The sequence below is a fragment of the Streptomyces paradoxus genome (genome assembly GCF_014202475.1).
Taxonomy (GTDB): Bacteria; Actinomycetota; Actinomycetes; order Streptomycetales; family Streptomycetaceae; genus Streptomyces; species Streptomyces paradoxus.
Genome location: NZ_JACHGV010000001.1, coordinates 740,343 through 761,021 on the forward strand (window position 1 = coordinate 740,343; position 20,679 = coordinate 761,021).

Annotated in this window: 16 protein-coding genes; 6 read left to right on the top strand and 10 right to left on the bottom strand. The window is 71.8% G+C overall.

Going from position 1 to position 20,679, the window contains the following annotated elements; genetic code table 11:
• Position 1: 1 nt before the first annotated feature.
• From HNR57_RS03335 to HNR57_RS03350, 4 genes are all read right to left on the bottom strand, one after another.
• Entirely contained in the window at positions 2 to 1,288 is a 1,287-nt protein-coding gene (locus HNR57_RS03335; RefSeq protein ID WP_184555570.1) for an aspartate aminotransferase family protein, read from the bottom strand.
• Positions 1,285 to 2,127 (bottom strand): nitrilase-related carbon-nitrogen hydrolase, encoded by an 843-nt coding sequence (locus HNR57_RS03340; RefSeq protein ID WP_184555573.1) that lies wholly within the window; start codon positions 2,125 to 2,127, stop codon positions 1,285 to 1,287. Before HNR57_RS03340 ends, HNR57_RS03335 begins: the two co-directional genes overlap by 4 nt.
• 170 nt (positions 2,128 to 2,297) lie before the next feature.
• Positions 2,298 to 4,112: a hypothetical protein gene (locus tag HNR57_RS03345; RefSeq protein WP_184555576.1), complete on the bottom strand. Its 1,815-nt coding sequence runs from the start codon at positions 4,110 to 4,112 to the stop codon at positions 2,298 to 2,300.
• A 98-nt stretch (positions 4,113 to 4,210) separates the two neighbouring features.
• Complete coding sequence (locus HNR57_RS03350) at positions 4,211 to 4,462, bottom strand: helix-turn-helix domain-containing protein (protein WP_184555579.1); 252 nt, start codon at positions 4,460 to 4,462, stop codon at positions 4,211 to 4,213.
• A gap of 32 nt (positions 4,463 to 4,494) precedes the next feature.
• Here HNR57_RS03350 and map point away from each other — a divergent pair, with 32 nt between their 5' ends.
• Both map and HNR57_RS03360 read left to right on the top strand, forming a co-directional pair.
• Positions 4,495 to 5,262, top strand: a complete 768-nt coding sequence (gene map, locus HNR57_RS03355; RefSeq protein ID WP_184555582.1) for a type I methionyl aminopeptidase — start codon at positions 4,495 to 4,497, stop codon at positions 5,260 to 5,262.
• A gap of 179 nt (positions 5,263 to 5,441) precedes the next feature.
• Positions 5,442 to 7,976, top strand: a complete 2,535-nt coding sequence (locus HNR57_RS03360; RefSeq protein WP_184555585.1) for an ATP-dependent Clp protease ATP-binding subunit — start codon at positions 5,442 to 5,444, stop codon at positions 7,974 to 7,976.
• A 47-nt stretch (positions 7,977 to 8,023) separates the two neighbouring features.
• Here the strand turns inward: HNR57_RS03360 and ggt are convergent, their stop codons facing one another.
• Complete coding sequence (ggt, locus tag HNR57_RS03365) at positions 8,024 to 9,826, bottom strand: gamma-glutamyltransferase (protein WP_184555588.1); 1,803 nt, start codon at positions 9,824 to 9,826, stop codon at positions 8,024 to 8,026.
• A 104-nt stretch (positions 9,827 to 9,930) separates the two neighbouring features.
• On the opposite strand from ggt, the gene HNR57_RS03370 reads away from it, so the two are divergent.
• Complete coding sequence (locus HNR57_RS03370; RefSeq protein ID WP_184555591.1) at positions 9,931 to 10,692, top strand: hypothetical protein; 762 nt, start codon at positions 9,931 to 9,933, stop codon at positions 10,690 to 10,692.
• A 116-nt stretch (positions 10,693 to 10,808) separates the two neighbouring features.
• The gene (locus tag HNR57_RS03375) at positions 10,809 to 12,374 is read left to right on the top strand and encodes a CocE/NonD family hydrolase (protein WP_184555594.1); all 1,566 of its coding nucleotides are present in this window, start codon (positions 10,809 to 10,811) and stop codon (positions 12,372 to 12,374) included.
• A gap of 223 nt (positions 12,375 to 12,597) precedes the next feature.
• Here the strand turns inward: HNR57_RS03375 and HNR57_RS03380 are convergent, their stop codons facing one another.
• Both HNR57_RS03380 and HNR57_RS03385 read right to left on the bottom strand, forming a co-directional pair.
• Complete coding sequence (locus HNR57_RS03380; RefSeq protein ID WP_184555597.1) at positions 12,598 to 13,341, bottom strand: amino acid ABC transporter ATP-binding protein; 744 nt, start codon at positions 13,339 to 13,341, stop codon at positions 12,598 to 12,600.
• A gap of 140 nt (positions 13,342 to 13,481) precedes the next feature.
• Positions 13,482 to 13,889, bottom strand: a complete 408-nt coding sequence (locus HNR57_RS03385; RefSeq protein ID WP_062930051.1) for a DUF6278 family protein — start codon at positions 13,887 to 13,889, stop codon at positions 13,482 to 13,484.
• A 221-nt stretch (positions 13,890 to 14,110) separates the two neighbouring features.
• Between HNR57_RS03385 and HNR57_RS03390 the strand changes: the two genes are divergently transcribed.
• A complete protein-coding gene (locus tag HNR57_RS03390; RefSeq protein ID WP_184555600.1) occupies positions 14,111 to 15,877 on the top strand; it encodes an SGNH/GDSL hydrolase family protein in 1,767 nt (588 codons plus the stop codon).
• 8 nt (positions 15,878 to 15,885) lie between these two features.
• Here HNR57_RS03390 and HNR57_RS03395 read toward each other — a convergent pair whose 3' ends face one another.
• The 3 genes from HNR57_RS03395 to pcaDC are packed head-to-tail and all read right to left on the bottom strand — an operon-like array spanning position 15,886 to position 18,696.
• Entirely contained in the window at positions 15,886 to 16,665 is a 780-nt protein-coding gene (locus tag HNR57_RS03395) for an exodeoxyribonuclease III (RefSeq protein ID WP_184555603.1), read from the bottom strand.
• 53 nt (positions 16,666 to 16,718) lie between these two features.
• Positions 16,719 to 17,354: an MBL fold metallo-hydrolase gene (locus HNR57_RS03400; protein WP_184555606.1), complete on the bottom strand. Its 636-nt coding sequence runs from the start codon at positions 17,352 to 17,354 to the stop codon at positions 16,719 to 16,721.
• A 34-nt stretch (positions 17,355 to 17,388) separates the two neighbouring features.
• A complete protein-coding gene (pcaDC, locus tag HNR57_RS03405; protein WP_184555609.1) occupies positions 17,389 to 18,696 on the bottom strand; it encodes a bifunctional 3-oxoadipate enol-lactonase/4-carboxymuconolactone decarboxylase PcaDC in 1,308 nt (435 codons plus the stop codon).
• Positions 18,697 to 18,914: 218 nt separating this feature from the next.
• Between pcaDC and HNR57_RS03410 the strand changes: the two genes are divergently transcribed.
• Entirely contained in the window at positions 18,915 to 20,600 is a 1,686-nt protein-coding gene (locus HNR57_RS03410; protein WP_184555613.1) for a ribonuclease J, read from the top strand.
• Positions 20,601 to 20,679 lie beyond the last annotated feature (79 nt).

Consider the following 20,679-nt stretch of genomic DNA (forward strand, 5'->3'; position numbering starts at 1 on the left):
GCTACTGGATGCTCCTCAGAGCGTTCTCGAGGATCGCGGCGCCCTCCTCGGCCTCCGCGACGTTGAGGGACAGCGGCGGCGCGACGCGCAGCGAACTGGTGTTGTGCCCACCGCCCTTGCCGATCAGCAGGCCACCCTGGCGGGCCGCCTCCAGCACGGCCGCCGCGGTCTGCGGATCGGCCTCGTCGGTCCCCGGTTTCGTGATCTCGATGCCGATCATCAGCCCGCGTCCGCGTACCTCGCGTACGGCCGGGACCTGTGCGGCGACGGCCCGCAGCCGCTCGATGAGCAGGCCGCCGACGCGCCGGGCGTTGCCCTGGAGGTCGTGTTCCAGCAGGTAGTTGAGGTTGGCGAGGCCCGCCGCCATGGTGATCTGGGTGCCGCCGAAGGTGGAGATGCTGTTGGAGTCCAGGCAGTTCATGATCTCGGCGCGGGCGACGACCCCGCCGATGGACATGCCGTTGCCGATGCCCTTGGCGAAGGTCATGATGTCGGGCGGCCCGTTGCGGCCGTGGGCCTGCCAGCCCCAGAAGTGCTCGCCGGTGCGGCCCCAGCCGGTCTGCACCTCGTCGGCGATCCACAGGATGCCGCGCTCGTGCAGCACCTCGCGGAAGGCGGCGTAGAGCCCGTCCGGTGGTGCGGTGAAGCCGCCGACGCCCTGGACGGGTTCGGCGATCAGCGCGGCGGGCGGGCGGGTGTGGCCGAGCAGGTCCTTCAGGTCGTCGACGCAGGCCGCGATGAAGGCGTCGTCGCTGAGGGAGGCGAACGGGCCGCGGGTGCGCACGCCGCCGTGCACGTACAGGGTCTGGAGCGGGGAGAGCGAGGTCGGGGACCAGCCGCTGTTGCCGGTGATGCCGACGGCGCTGAAGGAGCGGCCGTGGTAGCTGTTGCGCATGGCCAGGATGGTGTTGCTGCGCCGGTAGGAGGTGGCCAGCAGCAGGGCGGTGTCGTTGGCCTCGGTGCCGGACGTGGTGAAGAAGACCCGTGCGTCCGGGATGCCGCTCAACTGGGCGATGCGCTCGGCGAGTTCGACCATCGGGCGGTTGAGGTAGAGGGTCGAGGAGTGGATGATCCGCCCGGCCTGCTCGCTCACCGCCTTGGTCACCTCGGGCAGCGCGTGCGCCGTCATGGTGGTGAGGATGCCGCCGAAGAAGTCGAGGTACCGGTTGCCCTGGGCGTCCCAGACGTGGCGGCCCTCGCCGTGGGTGAGCTCGAGGGGCTCCTCGTAGTAGAGGGCGAGCCAGTCGGGGAGCACGGCCCGGTGGCGGCCCAGGAGGTCGTTGGTCACGGCTGCACCAGCCCTTCGTAGGCGTCGGGGCGGCGGTCACGGTAGAAGGCCCACGTCTGCCGTACCTCTTCGATGAGGTCGAGGTCGATGTCCCGGATCACGAGCTCCTCCTCGCTGTCGCTGGCGACGTCCCCCACGAACTGCCCGCGCGGGTCGACAAAGTAGCTCGTGCCGTAGAAGTCGTTGTCGCCGTACTCCTCCTGCCCGACCCGGTTGATCGCGGCGATGTAGTACCCGTTGGCGACGGCGGCGGCGGGCTGCTCCAGCCGCCACAGGTGGGACGACAGGCTCCGGTGGGTGGCCGAGGGGTTGTAGACGAGTTGGGCGCCGGCCAGGCCGAGCTGGCGCCAGCCCTCCGGGAAGTGGCGGTCGTAGCAGATGTAGACGCCGACCTTGCCGACGGCCGTGTCGAAGACCGGCCAGCCGAGGTTCCCGGGCTTGAAGTAGAACTTCTCGCGGAAACCCTTGAGCTGCGGGATGTGGTGCTTGCGGTACTTGCCGAGGTAGGTGCCGTCGGCGTCGATCACGGCCGCGGTGTTGTAGTAGAAGCCGGGCTGCTCCGCCTCGAACACCGGCGCGACGATCACCATGCCGGTCTCGCGCGCGAGCGCCCGCATCCGCCGCACGGTCGGCCCGTCGGGGACGGGCTCGGCCCAGCGGTAGTGCTCCGGCTCCTCGACCTGACAGAAGTAGGGGCTGTTGAAGACTTCCTGGAAACCGATGATCTTCGCGCCCCGGCGGGCCGCCTCGCGGGCGTGCTCCTCGTGTTTCGCCACCATGGACTCGGTGTCGCCGGTCCAGGTGGCCTGGACCAGGGCGGCACGTACGACGTTGGCCATGAGCTGCTCCTTCGACGCGACGTCTGCGCCTCTACGCCCGTAGAAGCGGGCCGTAGAGCCACGAACGTAAGCCTCTGGCACGGGGTTGCCAAGACCATCGTCGCCAACCCGCGGGGCATTGCGCGATTCACACTCCTGTGGGTGAGTCGCCCGGGGCGTGAGGTCCCCGGTCAGGCGGCGAATCCGGCGACTCGCAGGGCGTGCACGAGGTCCCAGTGGCGCTCGTCCGAGACACCCCGGGCCGCCTCCAGCAGGAGCGGCACGAGGCGCCGCGGTTCGGGTTCGGCGCTGCGGGCGGCTTCCTCGGGGGTGCGGGCCCTCACGTATGCGTCGAGCAGCACGCGCACCTCGCGGTGGCGCCCCTCGGCGGTCAGTCCGAGGACGGCGTCCCCGACCTCGCCGGGCGGCCGTGCGATCCCCTGCCGCAGCATCTGCCGCCCGTCCTCCGCCCGCCCGGCCTCGACCAGTGCGTCGGCGGCGGCGACCAGCCGCCCGGCGGGCAGCGAGGCGGCCTCCCACAGCAGGGTCTGCCAGTCGGCGTCCAGCCCGGCGAGGTGCAGCCGCTCGGCGAGCAGCGGAAACCGGGCGGGCTCCCACGAGGCGACCTCGGTCAGCAGCGCGTGCGCCTCACCGCTGCGGCCCTCGCCACGCAGCCGGGCCAGCAGGTCGACGGTCCGACCGACCTCGGCCAGATCCGCGGCCCCTGCCGCGCCGGTCTCCCGCGCCGGGCGCTCCACCACGGCCTCCTCGGCGGCCCCGGCGAAGCGCGCGCCGCGGAGGGTACGGCCGCTGCTCGCGGGGGCGGGCGCGGGCAGAACCGGCAGGTCAGCAGCCGGCGGCACGGCGACGGCCGCGACATCCTCGTCCGCCATCCCGGCGAAGCGAGCACTGCCGCGACGGCGTTTGCGCTGCTTGGGGGTGGGGGGTTCGGGCGCTGGAGGTTCGGGGGCGGCTGGGGTGGAGTCGGCGGCCGGGGCGCCGAACGCGCCGGGCCCGCCGCCTGCGGCCACTCCCCCTGGGACGGCCGGGCTCCCGGGGTGCTGCGGGTCATGCCGCGAGGCATCCGGGGCTACGGCGCCGTACCGGGCGGCGGGACCGGCCCCGGCCGGGGCGGCGGGGGCTCGGAACCCGTCGAGCCCGCCGTCTGCGGCCACTCCCCCTGGGACGGCCGGGCCTCCGGGGTGCTGCGGGGTGTTCCACCGGTCCTCCGGGGGCACGGCCTCGTGCCGGGCGGGGGCATCGGCCCCGGCCGAGGAGGCCGTGCCGGGCCTGCCGTGCTCGGTGACTCCGCCAGGAGCGGCCCGGCTCCCGGAGTGCCGCCCGGCCCCCGAGGCTTCGGCGTCGTGTAGGCCTGCGGCACCGGTCGCGGCCCACGACGCCCCGTGGTCGTACCGATCAGCGGCGGTGGACGGTACCGCCGCCCCGGCGCCCCCTGGTCCGGCGGCGTCATCCCACGCCCCCGGGGCGGCCTCCCGGTCGCGTCGGTCCAGGTGGGCCATCCGGGCTCGGAGTTCCGCGCAGCGCGCTGCGGCCCGTTCGTGGTCGTCGCGGGCCCAGGCCAGGTCCAGGCGCAGGGCGTCCGCCTGCTCGCGGGTCGTGGCCGAGGTCAGATGGCGGGCCAAGGCGGCCTGGCGTTCCGCGGCGTACCTCTGTTCGCGGAGCATGACGTCGAGGCGGTCGCCGAGGGCGTCCCGGCCCCCGGGCCTGCCGTCGTACGCGGCGACCGCTGCGGCGTGCAGGGCTCGGGCGCGGTCCGTCTCGGGGCCGGCTCCCCCGGGGCCGTACTGCCCGGCGAGGTCCTGGAGCAGGGCCTCGACCACGTCCCAGGGCGGCATCTCGCGCCCGTCGAGGCAGGCCCGCATGCCCTCCGGGTCGCGCTGCCAGAACACCGCGCACCAGCCGCCGGACGGATCGAGGCGTGCCAGCAGGCCGTCCAGGTAGGTCGCGAACTCGCCGACTTCAGCCGGGAGTTGATCCGCCGCCATCGCTCAACTCCCGTGAGGCCGGAGCATTCCGCCCCGTAGGCAACACCAGTCGTGTTACGGACGTGCTACGGGGAGTTTTCACACGCGGCGCGGGTTCCTCAGAGGGGCACCAGCACGCATTGTCCGGCCAGGTCGTCCATGGACAGCCCCAGGACTCCGGCCAGCGCGGCCACCGTGAAGAAGGCCGGGGTCGGGGCCCGCCCGGTCTCGATCTTCCGGAGGGTCTCCGCGGAGATGCCCGCGCTCGCCGCGATCTCCGTCATGCTCCGGCCGCCACGCGCCTCACGCAGCAGCTTGCCGAGCCGCTCGCCGCGTTGGCGCTCTTCGGGGGTGAGTGGGGTGCGCACCATGACCCCATTCTAATACCGGTATAGTAATTGGCATGGTGGAGCTGAAGACGGACACTTCTATCGACGCGATGTACGAGGCGGGCCAGGTCGTCGCCCGGGCCCTGACGGCCGCCCGGGAGGCCGCCGCCGTGGGCGTCTCCCTGCTGGAACTGGACGAGGTGGCCCACGGCGTCCTGCGCGAGGCGGGCGCGACCTCACCCTTCCTGGGGTACCGCCCCTCCTTCGCACCGACCCCCTTCCCCGCCGTCCTGTGCGTCTCGGTCAACGACGCGATCGTGCACGGCATCCCGACCCGCTACCGCCTGCGCGACGGCGACCTCGTCTCGATCGACTTCGGCGCCGAACTGGGCGGCTGGGTCGGCGACTCCGCGCTCAGCTTCACCGTCGGCACCCCGCGCGAGGCGGACCTCCGCCTGATCGAGACCGCGGAGCGGGCCCTCGCGGCCGGCATCGGGGCGGCCGTCGTCGGCAACCGCATCGGAGACATCGCCCACGCGATCGGCACGGTGTGCCGGGGCGCCGGTTACGGCATCCCGGACGGCTTCGGCGGCCACGGCATCGGCCGCCGCATGCACGAGGATCCCGGGGTGCCGAACGAGGGCCGCCCCGGGCGCGGCATGCGGCTGCGGCACGGCATGGTGCTGGCGATCGAACCCATGGTCGTCGCGGGCGGCACGGACGACTTCCATGCGGCTCCCGACGGCTGGACCCTGAAGACGAACGACGGCTCCCGCGCGGCCCACGCGGAGCACACGGTGGCGATCACGGACTCGGGGCCGAGGATCCTGACCGCACGCTGACACCCGCCGGAATTACCCGGATACATCCCAAAGGTGCCCCTCGCCGACGATCGTGCGAAGGTGTTCTACGAGCGCGCCCCAGGTGTAACCGGCTGCCACCCGGGTTACCCGACCCCGGCACGTCGACCAGCGAGGGCGTCCCCCGCCCGCGCGCCGGGGACGCCGGGAACGGAAGGCCCATGAGCAGCGGCTTCACCAGCCCGGAGGGCTACGGCTCGGATCCCTTCGGAGAATTCCTCGCACGGTTCTTCGGCGGACCGCGTCCCGGTCCCCGGCAGATCGATCTCGGGCGGCTGCTCAGCCAGCCGGCCCGGGAGCTCGTCCGCGGCGCCGCCCAGTACGCCGCCGAGCACGGCAGCCGGGACCTCGACACCCAGCATCTGCTGCGGGCGGCGCTCTCCACCGAGCCCACCCGCACCCTGCTCAGCAAGGCCGGTGCGAACCCCGACTCGCTGGCGTCGCAGATCGACGACCGCTCGGGCCCGGCCCAGCACACCCCGGACGACGCCCCGCCGCCGACCGCGCTGTCCCTCACCCCGGCCGCCAAGCGGGCCCTGCTGGACGCGCACGACATGGCCCGGGCCCGCGGCTACGGCTACATCGGCCCGGAGCACGTGCTCAGCGCCCTGGCGTCGAACCCCGACTCGGCCGCCGGGCACATTCTGAACGCGGCCCGCTTCGCCCCCTCGGAACCGCCCGAGGCACCCGAGGTCCCGCAGTCCGAGCGCCCGCGCCCGACGAACACACCGACCCTCGACAAGTACGGCCGCGACCTCACCGAGCTGGCCCGCCAGGGCCGCATCGACCCGGTGATCGGCCGGGACCAGGAGATCGAGCAGACCGTCGAGGTCCTGTCCCGGCGCGGCAAGAACAACCCGGTGCTGATCGGTGACGCGGGGGTCGGCAAGACGGCCATCGTGGAGGGGCTGGCGCAGCGCATCTCCGAGGCGGACGTGCCCGACGTGCTCATCGGGCGCCGCGTGGTCGCCCTGGACCTCACGGGCGTGGTCGCGGGCACCCGCTACCGGGGCGACTTCGAGGAGCGGATGAACAACATCGTGGGCGAGATCCGCGCCCACTCCGACCAGTTGATCATCTTCATCGACGAGCTGCACACGGTCGTGGGCGCCGGTTCCGGCGGCGGCGACGGCAGCTCGATGGACGCCGGCAACATCCTCAAGCCGGCCCTCGCCCGGGGCGAGCTGCACATCGTGGGCGCCACCACGCTGGAGGAGTACCGCCGGATCGAGAAGGACGCGGCGCTGGCCCGCCGCTTCCAGCCGATCATGGTGCCGGAGCCGACCGCCGCGGACGCCATCGAGATCCTGCGCGGCCTCCAGGACCGCTACGAGGCCCACCACCAGGTCCGTTACACCGACGAGGCCCTGGTCGCGGCCGTGGAGCTCTCCGACCGCTACCTCACCGACCGCCGCCTGCCCGACAAGGCCATCGACCTCATCGACCAGGCCGGCGCCCGGGTGCGGCTGCGGGCCCGGACCAAGGGCACGGACGTACGGGCCCTGGAGCGGGAGCTGGAGCAGCTCACCCGCGACAAGGACCAGGCCGTCGCGGACGAGCAGTACGAGCAGGCCACCCAGCTGCGCGACCGGATCGTGGAACTGAAGCAGCGGATCACCGAGGCCGGCGGCGACAGCGAGGTCGACGAGGGCCAGGACCTGGTCGTCGGGGCCGAGTCGATCGCCGAGGTGGTGTCCCGGCAGACCGGCATCCCGGTCGCCAGCCTCACCCAGGAGGAGAAGGACCGCCTGCTGGGCCTGGAGGAGCATCTGCACCAGCGGGTGGTCGGCCAGGACGAGGCCGTGCGGGTCGTCTCGGACGCGGTGCTGCGCTCCCGCGCCGGGCTGGCCGCCCCCGACCGGCCGATCGGCAGCTTCCTGTTCCTCGGCCCGACGGGCGTCGGCAAGACCGAACTGGCCCGGGCGCTCGCCGAGGCGCTGTTCGGCAGCGAGGACCGCATGGTCCGGCTCGACATGAGCGAGTACCAGGAGCGCCACACCGTCAGTCGGCTGATCGGCGCCCCGCCCGGCTACGTCGGCCACGAGGAGGCGGGCCAGCTGACCGAGGTCGTGCGCCGCCACCCGTACTCGCTGCTGCTCCTTGACGAGGTGGAGAAGGCCCACCCGGACGTCTTCAACATTCTGCTCCAGGTCCTCGACGACGGCCGGCTGACCGATTCCCAGGGCCGCACGGTGGACTTCAGCAACACCGTCATCGTGATGACGAGCAACCTGGGCTCCGAGGCGATCACCCGCCGGGGCGCCCAGACGGGCTTCGCCGCGGGCGGCGCCGACGCGGACGAGGAGGCCCGCCGCGAGCAGATCCTGCGCCCGCTGCGCGAGCACTTCCGCCCCGAGTTCCTCAACCGCATCGACGAGATCGTCGTCTTCCGCCAGCTCACCACGGAGCAGCTGCGCCGGATCACCAATCTCCTGCTGGACCGCACCCGGTCCCTGGTGAAGCACAAGGGCATCACGGTGACCTTCACCGACCGGGCGGTTCAGTGGCTGGCCGACCGCGGCTACCAGCCGGAGTACGGCGCCCGCCCCCTGCGCCGCACCATCCAGCGCGAGGTGGACAACGAACTGTCACGGCTGTTGCTGGACGGCCGGGTGGACGAAGGCGGCGGGGTGACGGTGGACGTGGAGGACGGGAAACTCATGTTCCAGACGCAGAGTCCTGCAGCGCCCCATTAGGGGCGCAGGGAACTGCGCGACCAGCCCCCACGCACCCGCACACGGCGTCAACGCACAGGCCGCACCACCATCGCCGACCCCCCACCCCGCCGCACGGTCTCGGCGGCTGCCAACCACTTCCCACCGGGCAGCCGCTGAACACCCGTAGCAGCACCGATCTCCGGGTTCGCCTTGAAGGAGTGCCCGATCGCCTCCAGCTGCTTCCTGACATCACTGTCGAAACCGGGCTCCAGCTCGGTCTGCGCGGCGTTCCGCTGACTCGCCCGGGGCGCCGCGATCGCGTCGACCAGCGGCAGCCCCCGGTCGACGAACCCGGTGAGCGTCTGCAGCACGGTCGTGATGATCGTCGCGCCGCCCGGTGACCCCAGCGCCACCACGGGCTGGTGGTGCCGGTCCAGCACGATCGTCGGCGACATCGACGACCGCGGCCGCTTGCCCGGCCCCGGCAGGTTCGGGTCGTGCACGGCCGGGTTCGCCGGGGTGAAGGAGAAGTCCGTCAGCTCGTTGTTGAGGATGAATCCCCGCCCCGGCACGGTGATGCCGCTGCCGCCGGTCTGCTCGATGGTGAGGGTGTAGGCGACGACGTTCCCCCACTTGTCGGCCACCGTCAGGTGTGTGGTGCTGTCACCCTCGTACGTCGTGGGAGCCGCGGTGCCGCCGGAATCGCACCGCTGCGGATGACGCGGATCGCCGGGCGCAACCGGACTCGTGAGCACCGCGTCGTCCTCGATGAGGCACTCGCGCGAGTCGGCGAACCGCTGCGAGAGCAGTTCCTTCGTCGGCACGTCCTCGAAGGCGGGGTCGCCGACCCACCGCCCCCGGTCCGCGAACGCGATCCGGCTGGCCTCGATGAAGCGGTGCAGATAGCGGGCCTTGCCCGCCTTCGACAGGTCGGTCCGCTCCAGGATGTTGAGCGCCTCCCCGACCGTGGTGCCTCCGGAGGAGGACGGCGCCATGGAGTAGACGCCGAGGCCCCGGTACGAGGTCCTGGTGGGCGCCTGGACCTTGGTGCGGTAGGCGGCCAGATCCTTCGCGGACAGGTCGCCGGGCCGGGCGTTCCAGCCGGAGCCGGGGTCCACCGGCGGCTTGTTGACCGTGTCGACGACGTCACGGCCGAGCCGGCCGTGGTAGAGCGCGTCGACGCCCTCGCGTCCCAGCTCCGCGTAGGTACGGGCGAGGTCGGGGTTCTTGAAGGTGGAGCCGACGACCGGGAGCTGTCCGCCCGGCAGGAACAGGTCGGCGGTGTCCGGGAAGTAGCGGAAGCGGGCCTCGTTGGACGCCGTCTGGGACCGGAACGTCTCATCGACCGTGAAGCCGTCGCGGGCGATCCGCTCGGCCGGCTTCAGCACGCTGGAGAGCCGCTTGCTGCCCCACCGGTCGAGCGCTGTCTGCCAGGTGGCGGGCGTGCCCGGGGTGCCGACGCTCAGGCCGCTGCTGACGGCGTCGGCGAAGGCGAGGGGTTTGCCGTTCTCGACGAAGAGGTTCTTGTCCGCGGTCAGCGGGGCGGTCTCGCGGCCGTCGATGGTGCGTACCGTGCGGGACTTGGCGTCGTAGTACACGAAGTAGCCGCCCCCGCCGATGCCGGCGGAGTAGGGCTCGGTGACGCCGAGCGCGGCGGCCGTGGCGACGGCCGCGTCGACGGCGTTGCCGCCCTTCCTCAGGACCTCGATGCCGGCGGCGGAAGCGTCCGGGTCGACACTCGAGACGGCGCCCCCGTAGCCGACGGCCAGCGGGGATTTCTCACCGCCGGGGCTCTGCGCGGCGGGTGGCGGCGCCGCCGCTCCCACCGACACCACCACGGCGGCCGAAACCGCCAGGACCGTCAGATTCCGTGCGACAGGGCGACGCATCCGCACCTCCAGTCAAAGGCCGTCCGCGCAGCTTAATTCATCGCCATGGCCGCGTCAGTCAGGCGTCGAACACCGGTGCGTCGGGCCCGCTACCATGCGCGCCCATGAATGACGACGTGCGCAACATCGTTCTGGGTGTGGTCGCGGCGGGCATCAGTGCCGCGCTCGGCTGGGTGGCCCGCACCTACCTGTGGAGGCGCAAGCTGCGCAGGAAGCAGGTGTTCTTCGGGCTGCCCGACAACTCCGAGTCCCTGCTGGTGGTGAACCGGGGCGCCACCGGGCCCGAGTTCGCGGTGATGCGCTACGACGTGTTCGCGCTGCTCGAACTCGCCGCGCTGATCAAGGACTGCAACGCCCACGCCCAGATACTTCCGCACGACACCGCACGCCAGGGTTTCGGGGAGCGCACCGAGTTCTGCGTGGGCGGCCCGGCGTCCAACCGCCGGATGGCGGCCCACCTGTCCTCCCTGCTGCCGGGCGTGCGGGTGAACGTCGACGCCGAACCGGGCCCGGACCGGGGCGCGTTCCAGGTCGGCACCGAGCGCTACCGCGTGGACAACGGCAGGGAGGAGTACGCGCTGCTCGCCCGGCTCACCGCGGACCGCAGCCAGAACACCCGGCCGGTCTTCCTCTTCTGCGGCCAGACGTCGATCACCAACCAGGCCACCACCCGCTACCTCGCCCGCAACCACGAGAAGCTGACCCGCAAGTACGGCAACAGCTCCTTCGTCCTGCTGCTCAAGGTGATCAACTCCCAGGCGTACGGCCCGGACGTCGTCGAACTGGTCGAGGACGTGACGCGGGCGGCGCAGACCGCGCTGCCCGCCGCGGCGACGGTTCCACGCAATGCACACCGCGCCTCCTGAGGTCCTCCACCGCTCAACAATCGTTACTGGCACGTAACTTACCGACGGGTTACCCCTGGTAAGGCGCTGAGGTTACCGTTCGGTCACTTTGCACTGACACGAGTGAGGAGTGACCCGTGGGACCCCACCGCAAGGCCTTGCGCACCACCGCCGCAGGCGCCGTCTCGGCGACCCTGGTCGCCGGTACCGCCCTCGGATTCGCCCCCACCGCCCAGGCCGCGCCGAACCCCGTCCGCTTCGTCGACATCGCCGGCGACGGCGGCACCGTCCTCAAGGCCAACGTCGTGACCCCGGCCGGCGCCCGCGGCGCCGACCATCCGCTGCTCGTCATGCCCACGAGCTGGGGGCTGCCCCAGGTCGAGTACCTGGCCCAGGCGCAGAAACTCGCCGACTCCGGGTACGTCGTGGTCACGTACAACGTGCGCGGATTCTGGCAGTCGGGCGGCGAGATAGAAGTGGCGGGGCCACCCGACATCGCCGACGCGTCGAAGGTCATCGACTGGGCGCTCGCCCACACCCCCGCGGATGCCGGGCGCATCGGCATGGCGGGCGTCTCCTACGGCGCGGGCATCAGCCTGCTCACCGCCGCGCACGACAAGCGGGTCAGGGCGGTCGCCTCCCTCAGCGGCTGGGCCGACCTGATCGACTCGATCTACGCCGGGCGCACCCAGCACCTCCAGGCCGCCGCCCTGCTGGACGGCGCGAGCGTGGTGACGGGCCGCCAGAGCGCGGAACTCCGGCAGACCTTCAACGACTTCTACGGCTCCAACCTGGCGAAGGAACCGGAGCTCATCGCCTGGGGGAAGAAACGTTCCGCTGCGACCTACGTCGACCGGATCAACGAGAACGGCGCGGCGATCATGCTCGCCAACGCCTGGGGCGACAGCGTCTTCCCGCCCAACCAGTACGCCGACTTCTACGAGAAGCTGACCGGCCCGAAGCGGCTGGAGATGCGGCCCGGCGACCACGCCACGGCCGAACTGACCGGCCTGTTCGGGCTGCCCAACGACGTGTGGAAGGACACGACGCGCTGGTTCGACCACTACCTCAGGGGCGAGGACAACGGCATCGACCGCGAGCAGCCCGTCCAGCTCAAGTCCCGTTCCTCCGGCGGCTACGAGGGCTACCCCGACTGGAAGTCGGCCGGCGCGACCGACCGGAAGATCGCCCTCGCCGGCTCGAAGACGATCCGCGCCAACGTGAATTCGGGCGCCGACGGCGGTGTCGTCTTCCTGTCCAGCATCCTCGACCAGGTGGCCCAGCTGCCGCCGACGGCCTCGATCCCGCTGCTCCCCCGCCGCTGGGCCGCCGTCTGGCAGTCGGAGAAGTACGCCACGGCCCAACGGGTGCGCGGGACGACGAGGTTGCACACGACCCTCACCCCGACCAAGGAGAGCGGCACCCTCGTCGCCTACCTGTACGACGTGGGGCCGCTCGGCCTCGGCAAGCTGGTCACCCACGCGCCGTACACCTTCCACGGGCGCACCCCCGGAAAGCCGTTCGGCGTCGACCTGGAGCTGTACTCCACGGCCTATGACGTCCCGGCCGGGCATCGCCTCGCCCTGGTCGTCGACACGGTCGACCCGCTCTACATCGAGCACAACCCGTCCGGCGCGCAGCTGACCTTCTCCTCACCGGCGAACGACCCGTCGTACGTGTCGGTTCCGCTGCGCGAGCAGTGATCTCCGGCTGCCGCCGGACGGGCCTGGCCGATGTGAACCGCCGCCCCCGTGGCCTTCGGGCCGCGGGGGCCGCACCCGGTGGGAAGTGCCCCGCGGACCGGGCGGGCGGTCTGCTCACCCCTGGCGGGATCGGCGGTCTTCGGCGAAGTCCCCCTCTCCGACAGGGATGAAGAGCACATCGTAGTCGAGGTCCGATGCGATGAGCCGTCCGGTGCCCGCCCGTTCAGTGCTTGAGGATCTTGGAGAGGAAGTCCTTGGCGCGGTCACTGCTCGGGTTGGTGAAGAACTCGTCGGGGGTGCGGTCCTCGACGATCCGGCCGTCGGACATGAAGACGACGCGGTTGGCGGCCGAGCGGGCGAAGCCCATCTCGTGAGTGACGACGATCATGGTCATGCCGTCGCGGGCCAGTTGTTTCATGACCTCCAGCACCTCGTTGATCATCTCCGGGTCGAGGGCCGAGGTCGGCTCGTCGAAGAGCATCGCCTTGGGCTCCATGGCCAGGGCGCGGGCGATGGCCACGCGCTGCTGCTGACCTCCGGAGAGCTGCGCCGGGTACTTGTCCGCCTGGTCGGCGACGCCGACCCGGTCGAGGAGTTCACGGGAGCGCTTGTCGGCGTCCTCCTTCTTGCGCCCGCGGACCTTGACCTGCCCCAGGGAGAGGTTCTGCAGGACGGTCTTGTGGGCGAAGAGGTTGAACGCCTGGAAGACCATCCCGACGTCGGCGCGCAGCCGGGCCAGGGGCTTGCCCTCCGCCGGCAGCGGCTGCCCGTCGAGGACGATCTCCCCGGACTCGATGGTCTCCAGCCGGTTGATCGCCCGGCACAGGGTGGACTTTCCCGACCCCGACGGGCCGATGACCACGACCACCTCCCCCCGGGCGACGGTGAGGTTGATGTCCTGCAGGACATGCAGATCCCCGAAGTGCTTGTTGACGTCACGCAGCTCGATCAGCGGCTCGACGGCCATGCTCAGCCCTACTCACTCTCAGCTGTGTGGTGGTTGCCGCAACGTATCCAGGCAAGATCGAACTTGTCGGGCGACACGCACTTTTCGATCATTAGCCGTATTTACGTCGGACTTTGGGCCAAAGGTTGCGGCCATGGGGCTCACGACTCCGCGACTTCGGCGTACAGCTGCGACAGCTCGGGGACCCCGTTCACCGCCCACTCGTGCCCGGAGTCCACCACGTCGAACTCCCGGCCGGAGACCAGCCGCACGACCGGTTGCCCGTCGGAGCGGATCTCCCAGGCGGCTCCCGGCACCGTGCGCACGATGACGGTGCCGAGGTAGAGGCCGGCGTCGTTGCCGAGCCAGGGCAGCGTCTCCTCGTCGTCCCGCCAGCGCGGCACGAGCTGGTCGAGCGCCTCCAGGGAGGCGGCCGAGTCGTCCAGCCGGACGCCCTCCCGGTACGCCTGGGAGCGGAGCAGTTCGCACTCGGCGAGGAGTTCCGCGATGCCTGCGGGGTCGGGGAACCCGACCTTCTGGCGCCGGTTGCCCAGGAAAGGGATGTTCATACTCCCAGCGTGTCATTCGTACCGCCGTACGCACCACAGGGCGCGCGGGTCCGCCGATCCCGGTCGAGTTCAGGCCGAGTTCACGCAGCGCGCGTTGACGGGTCACTCCCGTCTCCCTAACTTCACCGTGCGTCTTGTGTCCCGGCTGTCGTTGTCTCTTCTGTTTTCGTCTCAGCGTTTCGTCTGTCGCGTCGTGTGTCGATGAGCGGGAGGAGTCGGCCGTGCGCCGATGTGTCCGGGGGATCCTGGTCGTCCTGACCCTGTGCGGGTCGCTGGTGCCGGCGGTGTCGGCGCAGGCCGCCGAGCGGGGGCGGGCGGCGCCGGTGCCGCTGGAGCGGCTGTTCGACAACGTGGCCGTCAGCGACGACAGCCGGCCCCGGGAGGCCGACTTCGACGGCTCCGGCGCCTCTCTGTCGGCGCGAGACCTCACCGCCGCCGGCTGGACGCCCGGCCGCGCGCTCACCGTGCAGGGCGCCCGGCTGACCTGGCCGAAGCGCGGGCCCGGCGAGCCGGACAACGTCCGCGCCGCCGGGCAGGACGTCCGGGTCACGGGGCGCGGGGATGCCCTGGCCTTCCTGGTGGCGGGCACCGCCGGCACGGAGGTGGGCGGCCCGGGCACGGTCACGTACGCGAACGGCACGCGTTCCGGGTACCGGCTGGCCGCACCCGACTGGCGCACCGGGCCGCTCGCGACCAAGGCGGTGGCCCTGCCGCACATCAACACACCCGGCGGCCAACTCGACCTGTCGGCCCGCTTGTACGTCGTGACGGTGCCGCTGGTGCCGGGGCGTGCGGTGAGCTCGGTCCGGCTGCCGAGCGCCGCCGGGCTGCACGTCTTCGCGGTGTCGGTGCGGACCGCCACACAGGGCTGGACGGGCAGCTGGACGACCGCCACGGGAGGCTACGCCGCCGTGGGCCCCTGGACGGACCGGACGCTGCGGCTGGTCGTGCACACGTCCGCCGGCGGGCCCCGGGTGCGGATGCGGTTCGACAACACCTTCGCGGCCACTCCGGTGCGGATCGGGAGCGCGACGGTCGCGGTGCAGGCATCGGGCGCGGCCTCGCGGGGCACCCCGGTGGCGCTGTCGTTCCGCGGTGCGGCGGGCGTGACGATCCCGGCCGGGGGCCAGGCGTACAGCGATCCGCTCGGCTTCTCCGTACCGGCGGACGCCAATCTGCTGGTGAGCTTCCATCTGCCCAAGGCGGTGACGGCCGCGCCCGTGCACGGGCTCGCCCAGCAGCGCTCGTACGTCAGCGAGCCCGGCGATCACACGGCCGACACCGCCGCCGGGGCCTACACCTCGATGATCACCCGCTGGCCGCTGCTCGCCGGGGTCGACGTGAGCGGCGGCCCCGGCTCCCTGGTGCTGCTCGGGGACTCGATCACCGACGGCGACAAGTCCACGGTGGACGCGAACCGGCGCTGGCCGAACGTCCTGGCCGGCCGGCTCCTGAAGCAGAGCACCGTCCCGCGCTACGGCGTGCTGAACCTCGGAATCTCGGGCAACCGCGTGGTCACCGACCGGTACCCGGGCGACGGGGTGTCCACGGACACGGCCGGGGTGAGCGCCCTGCACCGCTTCGACCGGGACGTCCTCGCCCAGCCGTCGGCGCGTACGGCCGTCGTCTTCGAGGGCGTCAACGATCTGCGGTGGGGCACGCCGGCGGAGCGCGTGATCGCCGGGCTGCGCGAGCTGGCGGCCCGCGGGCACGCCCGGGGACTGAGGATGCTCGCGGCGACGATCCTGCCCTGCGAGGGCGAGGCGCGGTGCACCGCCACCGTCGACGCCGAGCGGGTCGCGGTGAACGAGTGGCTCCGCGGCGGCGAGGCCTTCGACGGCGTGCTCGACTTCGACGCGGTGGTCCGAGATCCGCAGCGGCCCGCCCGGATGCTCCCCGTGTACGACAGCGGGGACCGTCTGCATCCGGGCGACGCGGGCCTGGCCGCCCTGGCGGACTCGGTCGACCTGGGGCTGCTGCGGCCCTAGAAAGCCCCTCAGACCTCCAGGTCCACGACCACGGGGGCGTGGTCCGAGGCGCCCTTGCCCTTGCGCTCCTCGCGGTCCACGTACGCGTCGCTGACCGCCTTCGCGAAGGGCGCGTTGGCGTACACCAGGTCGATGCGCATGCCGCGGTTCTTCGGGAAGGCGAGCTGGCGGTAGTCCCAGTACGTGAACGGCTGGTCGTACTTCAGGGGCCGCGGGACCACGTCGGACAGGCCCGCCTCGCGCAGGGAGGCCAGGGCGGCGCGCTCGGCGGGGGTGACGTGGGTGGAGCCCTCGAAGAAGGCGGGGTCGAAGACGTCGTCGTCCGTCGGCGCCACGTTGTAGTCGCCCATCACCGCGAAGGGGCGACTGCCCGCCGCGTCACCGGCGACGGCGGCCTTCAGGGCCTCGAACCACTGGAGCTTGTAGGCGTAGTGCGGGTGGTCGACCTCCCGGCCGTTCGGCACGTAGACCGACCAGACGCGGAGCGGGCCGCAGGTCGCCGAGATGGCGCGGGGCTCCACCGAGCCGTCGAAGCCGGGGTCGCCCGGCAGGCCCTTGACGACGTCCTCGATGCCGACGCGGGAGAGCACCGCCACGCCGTTCCACCGGCCGGTCGCGTGGACCGCCGACTCGTAGCCCAGCTCGCGCAGTTGCTCCGAGGGGAACTGCTCCTCGGCGACCTTGGCCTCCTGGAGGCACAGCACGTCCGTGCCGCTGCTCTCCAGCCAGGCCAGGAGCCTCGGCAGGCGGGCGGTGATCGAGTTCACGTTCCAGGTCGCGATGCGCATGCCCCACAACCTACCCGGCGGGTCCGACAACGCGGTCCGGTCCCTTCGCGGCCTCAGACCTCGGCGGACTCCCCCGGCGTCAGCCGCAGGTGCTGCGCGCCGCCGAGCTGCCCGATCTGGCGGTCGTAGATCGGCCGGGCCAGGTCGGTGAGGAGGGCGTCGTGGATGTCGTAGGCGCGCTGCGGCTTCACCTCGCGGACGTAGTCGATGACCTCGGAGATCTTGCTCCAGGGGGCCATGACGGGGAGCATCAGCGTCTCCACCGGGTGGCCGGGGACGGTGAGGGCGTCGCCGGGGTGGAAGACCTTGCCGCCGTCGACGAGGTAGCCGACGTTGGTGATGCGCGGGATGTCCGGGTGGATCACCGCGTGGAGTTCGCCGTGGACCTGGACGTCGAAGCCGGCGGCGGAGAAGGTGTCGCCGTGGCCGACGGTGTGGACGCGGCCGGGGAAGGCGGCGGAGATCTTCTCCGCGACCGACCGCAGGGTCCAGATCTCGGCGGCCGGGTTGCCCTCCATCGCGGCCCGCAGCCGGGACTCGTCGAAGTGGTCGGGGTGCTCGTGGGTGACGAGGATCGCGTCCGCGCCGAGCGCGGCGTCCTCCTCGGTGAAGGCACCGGGGTCGAGGACGAGGGTCCGGCCGTCCTTCTCCAGCCGGACGCAGGCGTGCGACTTCTTCGTGAGCTTCATGAGTCCATCCTGCCTCCGCGCCCTTCGCGCGGACTCACTCCTGGGGCGTGGTCTCCTCGCGGATGACCTGCTGGGCCACCTTGAACGCACTGTTCGCGGCCGGGACGCCGCAGTAGACGGCCGCCTGGAGCAGCACTTCCTTGATCTCCCCCGGGGTGAGGCCGTTGCGCAGGGCGGCTCTGGTGTGGAAGGCCAGCTCGTCCAGGTGCCCACCGGCGACCAGGGCGGTGAGGGTGACGCAGCTGCGGGTGCGCCGGTCGAGGCCGGGGCGGTCCCAGATCTCGCCCCAGGCGTAGCGGGTGATGAACTCCTGGAAGTCCCCGGAGAACTCGTCGGCCTGGGCGAGCGCCCGGTCCACGTGCGCGTCGCCCAGCACTTCGCGGCGGACCTTGATCCCGGCGTCGTACGGGTCGGGCCGGCCCTGGGCCTGCGGCGGTACGGCGAGCGGGGCGATCTCCGCGACGGGCCCCGTCTGCGGGGGCTGCGGCGGGGCGGGGGACAGGACCGGCTTGAGGGCGGCCGCGGGCAGGGCGTTCTGGCCGGTGGACGTCTCGAAGACGGGCTGCCAGGCGGTGGAGAAGTGCCGCACCAGCAGGTCGGTGACCGCCCCGGGCTGCTCCACCGGGACCAGGTGGGAGGCGCCGGGGACGACGGCGAGGCGGGCGTCCGGGATGCCGGCGACCAGCGTGCGGGCCTCGGCGGGGCCGGTGACCTGGTCGTCCGATCCGACCAGGACCAGGGTCGGTACGCCGACCCGCCCGAGCTCGGGGCGCACGTCGAACGAGGCGAGCGCCTCGCAGGAGGCGATGTAGCAGCCGGGGTCGGTGGTGCGCACCATCTGCACGGCCCACTCGGTGATCGCGGGCTGCGCGGCGGCGAACCCGCCGGTGAACCAGCGCTCGGGTGCGCTGCGGGCGATCGGGTCGAGGCCGTTCGTGCGGACGATCACGCCCCGCTGCCGGAACTCGTCGGCCGTGCCGAAGCGGGGTGAGGCGGCGATCAGGGCGAGCGAGGCGAGCCGTTCCGGGTGGCGCAGGGCCAGCTCGATGCCGACGGCCCCGCCGAGCGCGCAGCCCGCGTAGCCGAAGCGCTGCACGCCGAGCCCTTCGAGGGTGGCCAGCAGCCGCGTTGCGAGCTCACTCACCGATCCCGCCGGGTACGCGGGGGCGCCGCCGTGGCCGGGCAGGTCGAACCGGAAGACGCGCCACTGCTTGGTCAGCTCGGGGATCTGGCGGTCCCACATGTGCCATGTGGTACCCAGGGACGGGCCCAGGATCAGGACCGGAGCCTCTTCTGGCCCGTCAAAGCGGTATTGCAGGGTGTTCGACGGTGTCTCACTCACGCCTCAGACCCTCTCACGTATCACGGACGCCCCTATAGCGGGGGTTTGGCGGATACCGTCCTGACAGGTTGAAGACCTCGCGGGCGGCATATCGCTCGAGCCCGGACCTTGTGGGGAAGGCTCGTCGCGTACAGGGCGCCACCGTAGAAGCGGGAGCCGCCGACCAGATCACACAGGCAATGGATCATGCCGTCCCGCTCTGCGGGTACCGTCAGGGTATGAGTCATCCGCACCCCGAGCTGAAAGCCGCCCCGCCCCTTCCCGCAGGAGGGCTGCGGGTCGTCGCCCTGGGCGGCCTGGGTGAGATCGGCCGCAACATGACCGTCTTCGAGCACGCCGGCAAACTGCTCATCGTCGACTGCGGCGTGCTGTTCCCCGAGGAGACCCAGCCCGGCGTGGACGTCATCCTGCCGGACTTCACCTCGATCCGGGACCGGCTGGACGACATCGTGGCCGTGGTGCTCACCCACGGCCACGAGGACCACATCGGCGGTGTGCCCTACCTGCTGCGCGAGCGGTCCGACATTCCCGTCGTGGGCTCCAAGCTGACGTTGGCGTTCCTGGAGGCCAAGCTCAAGGAGCACGGCATCCGGCCGCGCACGGTGCGGGTGCGCGAGGGCGACCGGCGCGGTTTCGGGCCCTTCGACTGCGAGTTCGTGGCGGTCAACCACTCCATCCCCGACAGCCTCGCGGTCGCGATCCGCACCCGGGCCGGGATGGTGCTGCACACCGGCGACTTCAAGATGGACCAGTTCCCCCTCGACGACCGCATCACCGATCTGCGCGCCTTCGCCCGCCTCGGCGAAGAGGGCGTGGACCTGTTCCTCACCGACTCCACCAACGCCGAGGTCCCCGGCTTCACCACCTCCGAGCGTGAGCTGAACCCGGCGATCGAGCAGGTGATGCGCACCGCGCCGCGCCGGGTCATCGTCTCCAGCTTCGCCAGCCACGTGCACCGCATCCAGCAGGTTCTGGACGCCGCACACGAGCACGGCCGCAAGGTCGCCTTCGTCGGCAGGTCCATGGTCCGCAACATGGGCATCGCCCGTGACCTGGGCTATCTGAAGGTCCCCTCCGGTCTGGTCGTGAGCACGAAGGAGCTGGAAAAGCTCCCCGACCACAAGATCACTCTGGTGTGCACCGGCTCCCAGGGCGAACCGATGGCCGCGCTGTCACGGATGGCCAACCGCGACCACATGATCCGCATCGGCAAGGGCGACACCGTCCTGCTCGCCAGCTCCCTCATCCCCGGCAACGAGAACGCCATCTACCGGGTGATCAACGGACTCACCCGGTGGGGCGCCCACGTGGTCCACAAGGGCAACGCCAAGGTGCACGTCTCCGGCCACGCCAGCGCCGGCGAACTCGTCTACTGCTACAACATCGTCAAACCCCGCAACGTCATGCCCGTGCACGGCGAATGGCGCCACCTGCGGGCCAACGGCGACCTCGCCATCCGCACCGGCGTCGACCCCGACCGGGTCGTCATCGCCGAGGACGGCGTCGTCGTCGACCTCGTCGACGGGCGCGCGTCCATCACCGGCAAGGTCCCCGCCGGCAACGTCTACGTGGACGGCATGGAAGTCGGCGGCGCCACCGAAGCGTCCCTCAAGGACCGCCTCACCCTCGCCGCCGAAGGCGTGGTCACGGTCGTGGCGATCGTCGACGCGGACACCGGCGCCCTCGCCGAGCCCCCCGACTTCCTGGCCCGCGGCTTCGTCCACGACGACACCACCTTCGAGCCGGTCATCCCCGTCATCGAGAAGACACTGGCCACCGCCGCCGACGAAGGCGTCGGCGACGCCCACCAGCTCGAACAACTCGTCGCCCGCGCCGTGGCCAACTGGGCGTTCCGCACCCACCGCCGCAAGCCCCTCATCATCCCCGTCATCATCGACGCCTGAGCCACAGCCCGGCGGCACGCTCGCCGGCCGGTCGCGGCCCGTGGGCATTGAGGTCGGGCAAAGACAGCTGACGCAAACG